Source organism: Streptomyces cahuitamycinicus (genome assembly GCF_002891435.1).
GTDB classification, from domain to species: domain Bacteria; phylum Actinomycetota; class Actinomycetes; order Streptomycetales; family Streptomycetaceae; genus Streptomyces; species Streptomyces cahuitamycinicus.
Map to the genome: position 1 here is coordinate 13,377 of NZ_POUC01000008.1, position 15,016 is coordinate 28,392.

At 64.9% G+C, this 15,016-nt stretch carries 11 protein-coding genes; all 11 read left to right on the forward strand.

All coding sequences use genetic code 11. From position 1 onward, the window contains the following. Positions 1–28: 28 nt before the first annotated feature. Positions 29–976, forward strand: coding sequence for an ornithine carbamoyltransferase (locus tag C1J00_RS02235; protein ID WP_102907331.1), 948 nt, complete (start codon positions 29–31; stop codon positions 974–976). A 13-nt stretch (positions 977–989) separates the two neighbouring features. Then, positions 990–2,258: a diaminobutyrate--2-oxoglutarate transaminase gene (gene ectB, locus C1J00_RS02240; RefSeq protein ID WP_219728305.1), complete on the forward strand. Its 1,269-nt coding sequence runs from the start codon at positions 990–992 to the stop codon at positions 2,256–2,258. A gap of 71 nt (positions 2,259–2,329) precedes the next feature. Then, a complete protein-coding gene (locus C1J00_RS02245; protein WP_107501866.1) occupies positions 2,330–3,868 on the forward strand; it encodes a glycosyltransferase in 1,539 nt (512 codons plus the stop codon). Positions 3,869–3,928: 60 nt separating this feature from the next. Next, positions 3,929–5,443 (forward strand): carbamoyltransferase C-terminal domain-containing protein, encoded by a 1,515-nt coding sequence (locus C1J00_RS02250; RefSeq protein ID WP_102907334.1) that lies wholly within the window; start codon positions 3,929–3,931, stop codon positions 5,441–5,443. 292 nt (positions 5,444–5,735) lie between these two features. After that, positions 5,736–6,053: a hypothetical protein gene (locus tag C1J00_RS47815; RefSeq protein WP_342751644.1), complete on the forward strand. Its 318-nt coding sequence runs from the start codon at positions 5,736–5,738 to the stop codon at positions 6,051–6,053. 61 nt (positions 6,054–6,114) lie between these two features. Beyond that, positions 6,115–6,618 (forward strand): AAA family ATPase, encoded by a 504-nt coding sequence (locus C1J00_RS02260; protein WP_102907336.1) that lies wholly within the window; start codon positions 6,115–6,117, stop codon positions 6,616–6,618. A gap of 146 nt (positions 6,619–6,764) precedes the next feature. Further along, entirely contained in the window at positions 6,765–8,558 is a 1,794-nt protein-coding gene (locus tag C1J00_RS02265; protein ID WP_102907337.1) for a glycosyltransferase family 2 protein, read from the forward strand. Between the two features lie 242 nt (positions 8,559–8,800). Further along, positions 8,801–10,714: an ABC transporter ATP-binding protein gene (locus C1J00_RS02270; protein ID WP_102907338.1), complete on the forward strand. Its 1,914-nt coding sequence runs from the start codon at positions 8,801–8,803 to the stop codon at positions 10,712–10,714. 530 nt (positions 10,715–11,244) lie between these two features. Next, on the forward strand, positions 11,245–12,138 hold the full coding sequence (locus tag C1J00_RS02275; protein ID WP_102907339.1) for a DUF5655 domain-containing protein: 894 nt from the start codon (positions 11,245–11,247) through the stop codon (positions 12,136–12,138). Positions 12,139–12,595: 457 nt separating this feature from the next. Beyond that, complete coding sequence (locus C1J00_RS02280) at positions 12,596–14,038, forward strand: DNA phosphorothioation-associated putative methyltransferase (protein WP_102907340.1); 1,443 nt, start codon at positions 12,596–12,598, stop codon at positions 14,036–14,038. A 59-nt stretch (positions 14,039–14,097) separates the two neighbouring features. Beyond that, a complete protein-coding gene (locus C1J00_RS02285) occupies positions 14,098–14,949 on the forward strand; it encodes a hypothetical protein (RefSeq protein WP_102907341.1) in 852 nt (283 codons plus the stop codon). Positions 14,950–15,016: the final 67 nt, after the last annotated feature.

The window sequence follows — 15,016 nt, forward strand, 5'->3', positions numbered from 1 at the left end:
AAGCAGTCTGTATCTTGAGGAGGATTCCATGGTTGCTGGAGATTCGAACCGAAGGCCGTTGCTGAGCCTGAGGGAGCTTAGCGCGGAAGACATCTCGGAAATCGGCGACATCGCGTATCGATTCGGTCAGGCGCCGCAGGAATTTGCTGGAGCATTGGACGGAACGCGAGTGGGCATGGTGTTCACTGCGCCGTCGACCAGGACCAGGATCTCGTTCTGGTGCGCCGCGCTGACTCTCGGCTGCGATGTGCTGCACCTCGGCCCGGCCGATCTCCAGCTCTCCACCGGTGAGACGTGGAGCGATACCGGCCTGATGCTGGCGCACTATCTCGACGTCATTGTTGCCCGCACTAATGGTCCACAACGTGAACTTGCTGAACTGGCTGTCCACGTTCCGGCAACAATAAATGCGTTGACCTATGAGGAGCACCCCACGCAGGCGATCGCAGATTTGTGCGCGTTGCGCGAGCACTTCGGTGATATTGAGAATCTTCGCCTCGCATATCTGGGTGGGGTGAACAACACCGCTCGTGCTCTGGCGCTACTTGTCTGCAAGTTGCCGTTCGCGAGCCTCGATGTGTACAGTCCGGCCGGCCTGGGCTTCTCGGCAGGGGAGATCGAATCGCTAAATGCCGTGCGTGGCGAAGGTGTGGTCCGTCAACATGATGAAGTGCCGACCTCGGCGAATCCTGTCGACGTCGTCTACACCGCACGCTGGAATTCAATGAGCGAGGCCCAGCGGGACCGTGACTGGCTATCCCGGTATGCGCCGTTTTCCGTCACCGCGGACACCGTGAAGCGTTTCAGCGGATCAACCGAGGCAGTATTCATGCATGACCTGCCTGCGGTTCGAGGTCAGGAAGTGACGTCCGATGTCCTGGACGGGACGAGCGTGACCTCGCTCGTGCGGAGACAGGCGCATTATAAGGAATCTGCCGCGGCATCCGCGCTGCTCTGGTCGATGGGCGGATCGTGAGAGGACCTGCGGTATGCGAATGACGGATTCTCTCGCGAGCGTTTTCGAACGGCGCGAGTCGGAGGTGTGCAGCTACAGCAGAACGTGGCCGGTGGTGTTCGACCGGGCGGAGGGTAGTCGGCTCTATGGCGTGGACGGCGTGCCGTACCTCGATTTTTTCGCCGGGGCCGGGTCCCTCAACTACGGTCACAACAACCCCGTTCTCAAGCGGGCGCTCATCAGCTACCTGGAGCATGACGGGGTAACGCACGCGCTCGACATGTGGACTGCGGCCAGAGAGGATCTGCTGAAGACGCTGGAAGAGAAGATCCTGGCTCCGCGCGGGCTCGACTACAAGGTCGTCTTTCCCGGTCCGGCAGGCGCGAACGCCGTGGAAGCGGCGCTCAAGCTGGCGCGCAAGGTCACCGGAAAGCAGGGGCTGGCCTACTTCCGCAATGCGTTCCACGGCATGACCCTGGGCGCGCTGTCGGTGAACGGCAATCACGCAACCCGGAGCAGCGCCGGGATTTCACTGTCGCACACGAAGGAACTGCCCTACGACGACGGTCTCTCTGATGTCGCGGACCTTGAAGGGCTGCTGGCGGCCTGCCCCGGCGGTCTCGCCGGAACGGCTGCAGTCATCGTGGAGACGGTCCAGGGCGAAGGCGGGATCAACGTCGCCCGCGGCCAGTGGCTGCGGGCACTGGCCGCCGCATGCCGGCGCCATGACGTGCTCCTCATCCTCGACGACATACAGATGGGCTGCGGCCGCCTCGGTCCCTTCTTCAGTTTCGAGGACGCCGGGGTCGAACCGGACATCGTTTGCCTGTCGAAGAGCATCAGCGGCTATGGGTTGCCGATGGCACTCATGCTGATCCGGCCTGAGCTCGATGTATGGAAGCCGGCGGAGCACAACGGCACCTTCCGCGGGTTCAACCTGGCCTTCGTGACCGGCGCCGAGGCGATGCGCGCCTACTGGAGTGATGACGAACTGGAGAAGTCCACCAGGACCAAGGGAGAACGAGTCGCCGACGGCCTTCGGCAGATCGCGGTCTCCTATCCCGGGGCGGGCTTGGCGGCCCGAGGCCGGGGCCTCGCCCAGGGGCTGCGCACCGCCGGTGGCGAGATGGCCGGCCGGATCAGCGCGGAGGCGTTCGAACGGGGCCTTCTCGTCGAGACCTGCGGCCCACAGGGCAAGGTCGTGAAGCTCCTGCCGCCGCTGTCCGTCACCACCGGCGAGGTCGACCAAGCGCTCGAAATCCTCGATGCGTCCGTGAAGTCGGCTCTCGCCCGGCTCGCCTGAGCCGGGCCGACCGGCTCACCCGATGAGCAGCTTCCGGCGACGGTACCGGTATCGAATGCGAGGAAGAATACTTGTCCGGTGACGGCGGTGTCCTGGTGCTGACCACCCGCGAAAAGAGCTGGTGGTTGAGCATGCAGGAAGTTATTCCCGCCATCGAGCGGGTCTGGACGGAAATCGGCTGTTCTGAAGGCGAGAACGTCCGCATCATATGTGGCCCCCTACGGCGAGAAGCTGATCTTGGTCTTCAAGCCTCGGCTTCCCGACTCAAGGGCCTCGTCATGACCGCGGTCACGCCGTGGACTGTGAGAACAGCGCTTTTCCTGCGACGCCAGTTGAACGTGACAGCGCCCATGGTCGTCTATGTCTTCGGCGACTCCACGGAAGGGTTTCACGCCTTCGGTGCTCTTACGGATTTTCTTACCGAGAGGGACACGTTCGTCGTGTCTTGTGAGGCGGAAGCGGAGGCGACCCGCTGCTCGTTCCCGAATGCCCAAGTCCGCGTGATTCCGATCCCGCTCGTGGACCAGTTCAAAGTAAGCGACAGCGATCATCATGCGCGGCTCGACACGCCTCGGCTGGCCTACGTAGGACGTGTCTCCGAGCAGAAGAACCTGCACACTCTTTTGTTCGCCCTGTGGATATTGGCGGCGTTTGGGCGCGAGCCGAGAGTCGCCCTGGACGTGTACGGAGGAGAAGACAACCTCGGCAGTCCGAATATGGGCCTCAAGTACCCGAACTATGCGACGTACCTGCAGGGTCTGTCCGAGCTGTTGGGACTGAGCCGAACGGTGACGTGGCACGGGCTCAAGTCGCGCGACTGGTTGTTTGACAATGTGCACTTGGAGCCGCACATCCTTGTGTCGCCAACGCTGCATTCGGACGAGAACTTCGGCTCATCCGTACTGGCGTCGCTGGTCAACGGACATCAAGTAGTCACGACCGCATGGGGTGGCCACCTCGGGTTCCAAGAATGGTTTCCTCAACAATTGACACTGGTACCTGTTCACCGCTCGACCATGGGTCCGGTCGTCAATCCCGTCTCGCTGGCGCACGCCATCCAAATGGCAACGCACAGGATGAGGGGGATAACCGTGGACGCCGCTATCCTCCATCGGGCACGTGCGGAGTTCTCGGAGAAGGGCGTAGCTCGGCGTTCCCATGAAATACTCGATCGGCCCACGGGCGGCTCCGCTCCGCTGAAGAAGTCATCGATCCAACATGAGATCGATGAGAGGAGGTCTCTTTTCGGCGCCACCCGAAAGATTTATACAAGCTACGAGGATCCGATTGCGCAGGGATTCTTCGAGATCTACGGCATGAAGGAACAGATCTTCTTCGACAAGCATGCCGACTACACACTCGCTCCGTGGGTGAGCTACTCCGACAACGTCTTGTGCATAGATGATCCACATCGCGGCCGTCAGAGTTTTCTTGTCGACGCGCGAGCGGCCGAGCCCATGGACGTCGCGATGTGTCCCTCCATGGATGTTTGTCGCCTGCCGGAGAGTCTTGTCTCGGCCCTTGTGGCTCAGGGGTACGCCTTTCCGATTCCGCTGAACCACTCGGCGAAGGTGGGAGAGAACTCGGGAGTTGTCCGGCGGACGCTTTGAACAGCGACCGGTTTTCATAATTCAACCAGCCATGTTGGATCGAGTGATGAGGATTTCGCTATGACATATCGGAGCGATCGGCTCGTCGTATCGGTGTTCTTCGGCGATCACGACTCGAACGTGACCGTCGCCACCAAGAGTCGCACACTGCTTCACCTCGAGGCCGAGCGCGTACTCGGGACGAAGCATGTCACCGCCACTGCGGAGCAGATGGACGAAGTTGTCTGGGCTGCTCTTCGCTATCTCGGTGCCGACGAGGACGCCGTCGACGAGGTGCTCGTCGCCAAGTGGAGCGCCAAGTACGATCTGACCCGTCCGATAAGCATCGGCCGTCGAGAGTTCACTCCGGTGATCACCGGTCACCATGCCAACCACATCGGCACCGCCCTGCCGTCCGGCTTCGATCAGTGCCTGGTGCTGTGCGCCGATGGCTGGTCGGAGGACGGAGCCACCTCGATGTACCTGGTGGATCATGGAAGAGTTGACCGGGTCGCCATTCTCGAGAAGACCTTTCTGACCGGACGGGTGTACGGAACCGCCACGCAGATGACGGTGCAGCCCGACTTCATGGCCGCTCACTCCTCCGACACCGGCAAGATGCTGGGGCTGTCGGCGCTCGGTCGCCACGATCCCGCGCTGGCCGCGCGGATACGAGCTGATCTGGACGAATTCAACGACGCGTTCCCTGAAGGTGTCGAGCATCTCCGCCGGCGTTACGGTCTCAGTGACGTCTACTCTCGAACGCCTGATGAGCCACGGCGCCACTTCGCGGCCACCGTTCAGAAGGAATGGGAGGACGAACTGCTGGAAGTCGCGGCCCGTTTCCGTCCTCTCTCGTCCCGTCTAGCCGTGGTCGGCGGCTGTGCGATGAACGTCGTGGCGAACGGTCGTTTGGCGAACAGCGGTCTGTACAGCGACATCTTCATCCCCGCCATGCCGTCCGACGCCGGCCAATCATTGGGTGCCGTATGGAATCGCTATCCCGATACGGTGACCTCGAGCCCCTACCTTGGCCGCCACCACGGAGTCGAGGCGACCAAGGCGTCTGTCACCTCGATGGCCGATGACCTGGCTGCGGGTTTCGTCATAGCCCTCTACACCGGCGCCTCGGAGTCAGGACCCAGAGCGCTGGGCAACAGGTCGATCTTGGCTGTTCCGCGCAGTGATGAGGTGCGGATACGGGTGAGCGAGCAGATCAAACGTCGCGAGTCCTATCGGCCGGTCGCGCCCGTGATCCGGGCCGAGGACCTGAAACGCTTCTTCGACGGCAGCTTCGATTCTCCGTACATGACGTATGCGTACGTCGCGAAGGGGGAGACCATGGATCGGGCCCCGGCCATCGTGCACGTGGACGGGACGAGTCGGGTGCAGACGGTCGCCCCTGACCAGCACCCCCTTCTCCATGCGGTCCTTACGGCTCTCGAGGAGCGTGGCGAGGCACCGATGCTCCTGAACACGTCGATGAATGTGGCCGGTAGTCCCATGGTCGACACGCCCGAAGAAGCGGCAGGGTTCCTCGCTGAGACGGCTGTGGACGTGCTCTACCTCGGCGATCAGCGTCTCGTCCGCCCGTGATCTGTCGACTCTCGAGGTGAGGCACCTGTCTTGGTCCCATTCGAGCAACAGCGCGAGATGCTCTACCTAGGTCGGCAACTGCTCGGGCAAGGCCACGCTAGTGAAGCTGCTGGAGAAGATGTACCGCCCGAGTTCGGGACGCACCCTGATCGACGGCGACCTGGCGAACCCCCGACCGGCTCGAGACGGCCATCGCCCACGCCGACGTGCAGGCTCTGGTCGACCGGCTGCCCGACGGCCTGGACACCCAGCTGGGCCGGACATTCGGCGGCGTGGACCTGTCCGAGGGCCAGTGGCAGGAGCTCGCGCTCGCCCGTGCCTTAATGCGCGCGGCGCCGCTGCTGTTCGTGCTCGACAAACCGACAGCCTTCTCGACGCCCCGAGCGGACATGTCATCTTCGAGCGTTACTTGGAACGCGCCCGCTTCATCGCGCCCGGCGGCGTCACCGTAATCGTCTCCCACCGCTTCTCCACGGTCGCGGGCGCCGACCTCATCCTCGTCCTCGAAAAGGGACGGTTGTTGAATATCGGCTCGCACGACGAACTGTTGGCCACGTCTACCAAGTATTCCGAGTTGTTTTCTGTGCAGCAGACCGCGTACACGTGGTAGGCGGGTGGGAATGCGGGCAGGCCGCCTTGTGAGCGCGCACGCGAATCTGTATCATGTGGCTATGGGCATAAAGAACTACCTTATCGAAGGCGTTTCCTGCACTGGCAAAACCTCGGTGTGCAACGAATTGCAGAGGCGGGGATATGTTGCCATCAACGGCGACCGGCAGCTGGCCTATCAAGGGGATCCGGAAACCGGCAGGAAAACAGACGGCCATGGGCACGAAAACCACATTTGGGATATCGAGAAAGTGAAGGCCATCGTCGCCGACAAGGGGGCGCCGGTCACGTTCCTCTGCGGAGGTTCCAGGAATTTCTCAAAGTTCACGCACCTCCTTGATGGTGTATTCGTTCTCGAGATCGATCTCGACACGTTGATCCGCCGGCTTGACGAGCGACCGGACGACGAGTTTGGTGCAAAGCCGGAGGAACGGGAACTCGTACTGCGGCTGCATCGAACGAAGGAGGACGTCCCGAAGGACGGCATTTCCATCGATGCCACGGCGCCGCTCGCGCACGTCGTCGACGAGATTATCCGTCAAAGCGGTGCCGGAGGCTCGGAGTAACGAGCTCACGCCGCTCCTTGCCACGATGGTCGGCGCCGCTTCGTCCGGGATGCGGGGTCGCCGGCGGGTTGAACCGCACCGGGATGGTGGCGCAGACCCGGCGATTTCGGTGCGGTTCAGGTCGGTTTTAGGTCAAGGAAATAGCAATGGCTCAGAATAAGAGATCTGTCTTTTTTATCGGGTTTCATGGAGCTGATGGCATCTCCGTCGGCGGCCCGCGCGAGGCCGAACAACGCGTCGATCTGGAGTCCCTCCCCCTCGACCAACCGGCACCCGCCCGTGTCGATGAGCTGACGGTGCGCGCCCGCACCTCGGCCGACCTGCGCAGGGTCACCGTACTCGATCATCTCCTGCCAGCTGCTCCCGTCGTTCACGTGGTCATTGAGGAAATGCCGGATTGGCGCCAGCCCCCGTTGCCCTCACCGGGCGACGAGACCATCTGGTTCCACCTGCGTTCGGCTGCGACGTCGAGGGAAGGCGAGCGCGGCTGGTGCGTCCGTACCGCCTTCGACCTGGATGCCGACGCGGGGACCGTGGTGGCGGCGATCGTCCGGATGCTCGAGGGCCACCGCCTCAACGGTGGCGCGCTGCTCGCGGCGCCTGCGGGGCCGGGAGCCTTGCAGAAGCAGAGTTCGTTCGCGACGCCAGACCTGCTCGAGCCCTTCGTCAAACGGACCGAATTGGTCGCGATGGACCTGTTCAGACAAGCAGGTCGGCACCAGGGCGCACCTCTCGACGAGCGTTCGGTCAATCCCATCGGCTTCGACCCCGGTGCGAACGGCCCCATCGCTGTACTCGCCTGGACCGAGTGCGGCCCCGCTCTCACCGCGGACGGGCATGAACTCCTGCGCCTGCACTCCGGGTCGGCCCTCACGGACGCCGACATGTCCAGGCTTCGATGGTTACGTGGCATACGTCTTGCACCGCCGCCCTCGCCGCCGGACGACGGCGCAGCCCTTGCGCGCCTCGTCGTCTCATGTGCTGCCGCGGGAATCCCCTTGACCGCATCTCCCTCGCATCGCTGGTCTGCCCTGCTGGGCGAGACGCTGGCACAATTGATCGCCGGCGTGAAGGACGAGGAGCTCTGCGACCCGCTCACCCGCGAGGAGCACAGCATCCGCCAGCGGCGACATGCTCTGCGCCACTACGGGATGCGGCGATTCTGGCTGGAGACGTTGCGCGAGCGGGGGCACATGCAGGCCGCGCCTCTGCAGCCGTCGGTTTCGGTGCTGCTGTGCACCAAGCGCCCGGAACTCGTGGACTTCGCCCTTCGGCAGATCGCCCGTCAACGCGGCGTGGACGTGGAAGTCGTCCTGGCCCTCCACGGGGTGCCACAGCCCGAGGAAGTGGCGAGAAGAGCGCTGGAGAACTCCGGTCTTCGGATCGTGCCGGTCACGGTCCCCTCGCACTACCTTCTGGGCGAGGCGCTCAATTCGGCGGCATCGAGGGCTTCCGGCTCGTACATAGCCAAGATGGACGATGACGACTGGTACGGCCCCGACCACCTCGGCGATGCGCTGCTGGCGCAGCTCTACTCGGGCGCTGACTTGGTCGGGTGCCCAGCGGAGTTTGTCTATCTGGAATCGCTGGACATGACCGTGCGCAGGCGGCGTGGCAGGACGGAGGCGCCGTGCGCCCTGACCCCGGACGGGCTTCTCCCCGGTGGCACTCTCGTCATCTCCCGGACGGCACTGGAGGGTGTCGGCGGGTTCAGAGCGGTTGCGCGGTTCGAGGACACCGAGCTGAGTAATGCGGTCCGAGCTGCCGGCGGGCGGGCCTACCGCATGCACGGCCTCAATTACCTCTACCGGAGGCGCGCGCCGAGAATGCACACCTACACTGCCACGAACGAGCACTTCCTCAAGGAGAACAGCCGGCGGTGGCCCGGCCGTTTCTTCAACCACCTGATGGAGGCGGACTCTACCGAGCCCTACGGCTGACCACGACCTGAGACTCACTGACCCAGCAGCTTCGGCGGTGGGGCCCGTATCTGATTTGTTGGGCGTTGGTCTACTTAATGTATCGGTGGTCCAGATGTATCGGTGGTCCAGCAGCGCGACTTAAGTATCGCGTCGGGGTTCCACTCGTTCGGGTTACTGCTGGTCTGGGTGAAGCCTGCCGTCGAAGGTGGTCTCGAAGGCGTTGAGCTTGTTCTTTATCTACCAGGACCTCCGGGAGTGTGATGGGGACAACAGATGCGCGAGGGCCGAGGCCGGGCAAGAGCACGGTCGTTCTGGCACTGCGCCGCTACGGCCGGGAGCTGCTGCGACTACGATGGCTGGCCCTGCCCGCGCTGCTGCTGCCGGCCGTGGGCATCATCGGCACCCGCTACGTCGCCCCCCTGCTGGTCGCCAAACTGGCAGGACAGGCCGTCGGCGACGGCGGTCTCACCCTCAGCTCGGCGCTGCCGTACGTGCTGGGCTTCGGCGTGACGTTGCTGCTCGCCGAGGTCGTGTCGCGGGTCGGAGTGCACTGCCTGAACCGCGTGGACGCCCTCGGCATGGAACACCTGTACGTGAGCGGCATGGATGAACTCCTTGCCAAGGACGCGGCGTTCTTCCACGACAACTTCGCCGGCTCCCTGACTAAACGGGTACTGAGCTTCGGCAAGCGCTTCGAGGACTTCGTCGACACGGTGACGTACCGGATCGTGGGCAGTCTCGTCCCCCTGCTGTTCGGTGCCGTGGTCCTGTGGAGCTACGAACCGATGCTCGTCGCCGGCCTTCTGGTGATGATCGTGCTGACCGTGGTGACCGCGACACCTCTGATCCGTCGCCGGCAGAGGCTCGTCAACGACCGTGAGGCGGCGATCGCCCGGGTCTCCGGCCACGTCGCCGACAGCCTCATGAACATGGAGACCATCCGTGCGTTCGCGGCCGAGCGGCGGGAGGCCGACGAACACCGCAGCCGTGTCGCGGACTCCCGGCGCCTGGCGCTGAGGTCCTGGGACTACGCCAACCTGCGCGTCGACACCCTGATCGCCCCCATGTCCGTGCTCACCAACGTGCTGGGCCTGTTGGTCGCCATCGCCTTCGGTGGCCCGGGCCAGGGGGTGGAGGAGGTCGTCGTCGCTTTCACCTACTACTCCAACGCGACCCAGATCATGTTCGAGTTCAACCAGATCTACCGGCGTCTGGAAAGCTCGATGACCGAGGCCGCGCAGTTCACCGAGCTGCTGCTGGATCCGCCCACCGTGCTCGACCCGACCGAACCCGAACCGCTCGCACCGCAGGACACCGGCATCCGCTTCGAGGCGGTGACCTTCGCCCACGAGGGCGCGAAGCCGATTTTCCAGGGTCTCGACCTGGACGTGCCCGCAGGGGCACGGATAGGTCTGGTCGGCAGGTCCGGCGGCGGCAAGACCACACTCACCCGGCTCCTGCTGCGGATGTCGGACATCGACGACGGATGCATCCTGATCGGCGGTCAGGACATCAGCCGGCTGCGCCAGACCGACCTGCGCTCACTGATCGCCTACGTCCCGCAGGAACCCGCCATGTTCCACCGCAGCTTGCGTGACAACATCGCCTTCGCCCGGCCCGGCGCCACCGACGCGGAGATCCACGCCGCGGCCGCCGCCGCGCACGTCACGGAGTTCGCCGACCAACTCCCGGACGGCTTCGGCACCCTGGTGGGGGAGCGGGGAGTGAAACTCTCGGGCGGCCAGCGTCAGCGCGTCGCCCTCGCCAGGGCCATCCTGCGCGACGCCCCGATCCTGCTGCTCGACGAGGCGACCAGCGCGCTGGACTCGGAGAGCGAGCTCCTCGTTCAGGACGCCCTGTGGCGGTTGATGGACGGACGTACGGCCCTCGTGGTCGCCCACCGTCTGAGCACCGTCGCCGGCATGGACCGTCTCGTCGTCCTCGACCGCGGAAGCGTCGTCGAGCAGGGCACCCACGAGGAGCTGCTCACGGCAAACGGTGCCTACGCCAAGTTGTGGCAGCACCAGTCGGGCGGCTTCCTCGGCGAGAGCACCGAGTCGGCCCCCGGTCACCCGGCCCCAGGAGCCGGACCCATCGGGCTGCCCGGACCGGCCGACCCGGCGCCGAACGGGGACCACAGGACGTCGTCGCACGCTCATACGCGCAAGGGGTGAACTCCCTCCGGGACTGGCGCAACGGGCTAGTAGTAGTGCTTGGTCAGGTTGATATCGGCTCTGGCATGTCGCGGTGACAGGTGGGGCAGGCGGCCGGTCCAGACGGCGAGGAGGAACTGCATCTCGCGGACGACCTGGTAGAGGGTCAGGCCGGCGCCGTTTCTTTTGGGGTCCGGGCCAGTCGCTGGAGTGTGCAGAAGACGTTGGCGGCGTTGCGGTAGGTCAGTATGTCGTTCATGCCCCGCTATGGCGTACGCGGTGAGCCGTCACGATACAGCAGGCGCTTAGAAGGCGCCTGCTGTATCCCACATTGATCCCCTCTGACCTGCGCCTTACCGACGTTGTGACGGGTAGTCAGGCATTTTGTGGGACGCATGTGGGATCTGGCCGTTCGAGTGACCCGTGGGATGCTGGCACCTTCCCGTGGTCTCGATAGTGCTTCTCACTCCATCTTCACACTCTCGAAGCCTCTTGCGGAAACAATCCCGTACCTCGTCGGCGTTGGTGATCTCCGAGCCGAGGAGGGGAAGGTGTCGGGCCTGAAGCTGTTCCGCACGGTCACGACCAATAGCGGCATGACCGAGGTCATGCCGCGTCTTGCTGAGATCGAGGCAGATGTGCAGCGTCTCGTCGAGGCGCACATGGAGACGCTGCTGGGAGTCCGGTTCCTGGCGAGCGAGTACAGCACCGGGCCGGTGCACGGGGGCCGGATCGATTCGCTCGGGTTGGACGAGAACGGATCGCCGGTCATCGTTGAGTACAAGCGTGGTGTCGACGCCGGCGTCATCAACCAGGGTCTCTTCTATCTGGCGTGGCTGATGGACCATCGCGCCGAGTTCGAGCACCTGGTCCGCGACCGCCTCGGGGTGACGGCCGCGTCCCAGGTCCTGTGGAGCGGCCCGCGCCTGATCTGCATCGCCGGCGACTTCACTCGTTATGACGTGCATGCCGTGCGCGAGCACCGGCGCTCGATCGACCTAGTCCGCTACCGACTCTTCGGCAGCGACCTGCTCGGGCTTGAGACCGTGGCTTCCGTGAGCGGCGGCATGCAGATGGCCCGCCGGGTGCGGGGCCGGACGGTTGCCCGGGTGGCCGATGCCCAGCATGCGTCGATGGTGGAGCTGGCGGGCGCGGTCGACGAGGCCCTGCTCGGGCTCGGGGACGGTGTGCACCGGGTTGAGCGCAAGCAGTACCGGGCGTATCAGCGACTGCGGAACTTCGCCTGCCTGTGTCCGCCGCAGCGAAGCAAGCTGCTGGTCTACCTGAAGGTCGACCCGAAGGACGTCCACCTTGTTCCGGGCTTCACCCGGGACGTGTCCGGTCTCGGTCACCACGGGACGGGTGATCTGGAGGTCCAGCTTCGTACGGCGAGGGACGTGGAGCGGGCGCAGGATCTGTTCCGGGCAAGCTACGCGGCGGCGTGATCGCCTGCCGCTGCCTGCCTCTTGGAGGCTGCGCTTCGTGTCGTGTCTGCGGTCGTGGGTGGAGCCTCTCGACGTGCCGGCAGGGCGTGGCGGTGGACTATCTATGGTGCGCGGGATCGCCGGTTTGGCCAACCGGCGATCCCGCGCTATGTTGCCCCGCTCATTGCGCCAATGATCAGCGTGAACGGCTGGCGGCTAACCCGGCCGTGGCCGCCGGAGCCATCACTCTAAGGGCGACAACACGGCCTCGTGGCGATCGGTTGCCCAGCGACTTCGATTGGCGCCAGAGGGTACAGATTTCATGCACGGAGGCGATGGGGCTACCCGCCCCATCGGCCTTGGAGCACACTGCACTCACGATCCGAAGGGTGATGGCTTCTACCGGTCACCAGCTCGGGTGTCCCGTATGGTTCGGTGCTGTCGCATGCTGGCCTGTCCGTGGAATCAGGGGACGCCGATGACACAGCAGCTGTGGAGCAGCCAGAGGCATCAGACCGCAATCGGCCGAGTCGGTCTCTCACTGCCGGCCCGCCGCGCGGTCGGCGACCTCCAGCTGGAACCCGAAACGGGAGTGCTGGACTACGGGTGTGGGCGTGGCGGCGATGTACGGGCGCTGCAGGACCTCGGTCTCGATGCTGCGGGGTGGGACCCGGTGCACTTTCCGGACGGGCGGCGCGAGCCGGCCGACGTGGTCCTTCTCACCTATGTTCTGAACGTCATTGAGAATCCGGCCGAACGACGGGAGACGCTCCTACGGGCATGGGACCTCGCCAAATCGGCGCTCGTGGTGTCCGCTCGGTTGAGGTGGGAGCGCAACCAGATCAAAGGTATGGAGTACGGCGACGGCATCCTCACGCGGCGCCGCACCTTCCAGCACCTTTACGCCGCCGGCGAGCTTCGCGACTACGTCGAGGAAGCCACGGGCGTCCGCTGCGTGTCGGCGGCGCCAGGCATCGTCTATGCCTTCAAAGACGATGCGGCCCGCCTGAGTTACCTGGCCCGCCAGGTCACCCCCGACGGGGGGTGGCTGGCGTCCGAAGACACCGCCTCGGCGATCACTTCGGTCGTCGCTCATCTCGAAGATCGCGGCAGGATGCCTCAGCTGGAGGAAATGCCGCAGCCCATCATCAGCCTCCTCGGCCACCTGCGCCCCGCTGAACTCAAGCGCCTTGCCGAGCAGGAAGCAGACCCTGTGAAGGTCGAACGAAGTGCCGAGCGTGGAGCCCTCGACACGCTGCTGTTCCTCGCGCTGGAGCTGTTTCACGGCCGAGGCCCGGTCAGCAGTCTGCCCCTGCCGGTGCAACTGGACATCCGTGCCTTCTTCCCTTCGTACGCCGAGGCGTGCCAGCGAGCGGATCGGCTGCTGTTCAAGCTGCGCGACGACGCCTACGTCCGTCGTGCGATGAACGGATCGATCGCCGGCAAATTCACCGCGACCGCCCTGTACGTGCACCGCAGGGCACTCCACCGGATCCCAGCCGTGCTGCGCCTTTACGAGCAGTGTGCGAGCATCGCTGCCGGCCGCCCTGGCGAGTGGTCCGTGGTCAAGCTCCGCCACCAGGGCCGCGGTGTCAGTTGGCTGGACTACCCCGAGTTCGACACGGATCCTCACCCGCGCATCGCAGCGTCGTACGCCGTCGACCTGAAGACCCTCAAGTCCTCCTTCACCTCCTACGCGGACTCCACCAACCGCCCTCTACTTCACCGGAAACACGAGTTCCTCGCCGAGGATGATCCCGACGCACCCAAATACCGGCGGCTCACGGACGCCGAGGTACGCGCTGGCCTCTACGAGAGCCCGCACCTGATCGGCACGGAAGAGGGCTGGGAACGCGAACTCGTACGCTGCGGGCGGGCGTTGCGAGGTCACCGGCTTGTACGGCGCACCACAAGCACCTGAGAGTCGCGCCGACTATCGGCACCGGAGCGATTGTCAGTGCCGTGTGTCACGCTCCACCCATGACCACTACCCGGATGGCGGGCTCCTGCCTGCCCTCGTACCGCACGCTGTCAACCCTCGCGCTGTCCGAGCCCGAGGAGCACGTCCGCGAACTCACCGACTGGGTGGAGCATGCCTCCGCCGTCTCCAGTGTTCCCGGGGCGCAGAACAGCTGGGACACGGCCTACAAGTGGCTGCGCCTCGCGCAGGGCCTGCGCACGGTGACGTTCGACATGTCGTACGACGACGGCGGCATGTGCTCGGCCGGCCTCGACTTCGACGCCGTCTGGACCGAGATGATGGAGGAGTGGCAGCAGCACCAAGTCCGTCTCGGCTACCTGCGCGCAGCACTTGAAGGATTCGTCCGGCTGCTGCACCCGGGCACCACGGAGTCTGGACTGGCCGTCGAGGCAGCAGAACAGCGGCTGCACCACCATGGCGACGCATGGCTGGTGCACGCACGCGCGGTCGCCGACCATCTGCGGGCGCATGCCCCGGACGGAGTGCCGGGTGCCGGCACGCCGGTGGCGGCAGCGGTGACCCAGGCGATTGCCCTGCACGAGATGGCCGTCCGGGGCCGTGCCGCCATCCCCGAGCCGGAAAGCGACGCGGACGGGAAGGTCTTTCCCACCGGGCACGGCGAGGTCTGCGCGGTCAAGGAAGCCTCCACGGTGCTGCTGCTGGGAATCCAGCTGCTTATGGCGGCGGCGGTGCAGGAGGACCGCGTCGCCGTCTTCGACGACAAGTACCTTCTCGACGGCATGTGGATTCCCGACGCCTCGGGCGGCAGCCGGTGGGTGGATGAAGAGATGCCCTACGGCGAGTACCTCGCCGTTCTCCACCTTCAGCCCGGCGAGCCGCCCGAGCTCTGATTCCGCCACGTGCAGTGCCCCGCGCCGATCACGTCGGCAGCCCAGGGGTAAACGACGGGTGGGCCCG

Excerpts from the sequence above, each read along its gene's own strand:
- C1J00_RS02235 (WP_102907331.1), top strand. The coding sequence starts at position 29 with ATGGTTGCTGGAGATTCGAACCGAAGGCCGTTGCTGAGCCTGAGGGAG.
- C1J00_RS02265 (WP_102907337.1), top strand. The coding sequence starts at position 6,765 with ATGGCTCAGAATAAGAGATCTGTCTTTTTTATCGGGTTTCATGGAGCT.
- C1J00_RS02250 (WP_102907334.1), top strand. The coding sequence starts at position 3,929 with ATGACATATCGGAGCGATCGGCTCGTCGTATCGGTGTTCTTCGGCGAT.
- C1J00_RS02260 (WP_102907336.1), top strand. The coding sequence starts at position 6,115 with ATGGGCATAAAGAACTACCTTATCGAAGGCGTTTCCTGCACTGGCAAA.
- C1J00_RS02270 (WP_102907338.1), top strand. The coding sequence starts at position 8,801 with ATGGGGACAACAGATGCGCGAGGGCCGAGGCCGGGCAAGAGCACGGTC.
- C1J00_RS02280 (WP_102907340.1), top strand. The coding sequence starts at position 12,596 with ATGACACAGCAGCTGTGGAGCAGCCAGAGGCATCAGACCGCAATCGGC.
- C1J00_RS02285 (WP_102907341.1), top strand. The coding sequence starts at position 14,098 with ATGACCACTACCCGGATGGCGGGCTCCTGCCTGCCCTCGTACCGCACG.
- ectB (WP_219728305.1), top strand. The coding sequence starts at position 990 with ATGCGAATGACGGATTCTCTCGCGAGCGTTTTCGAACGGCGCGAGTCG.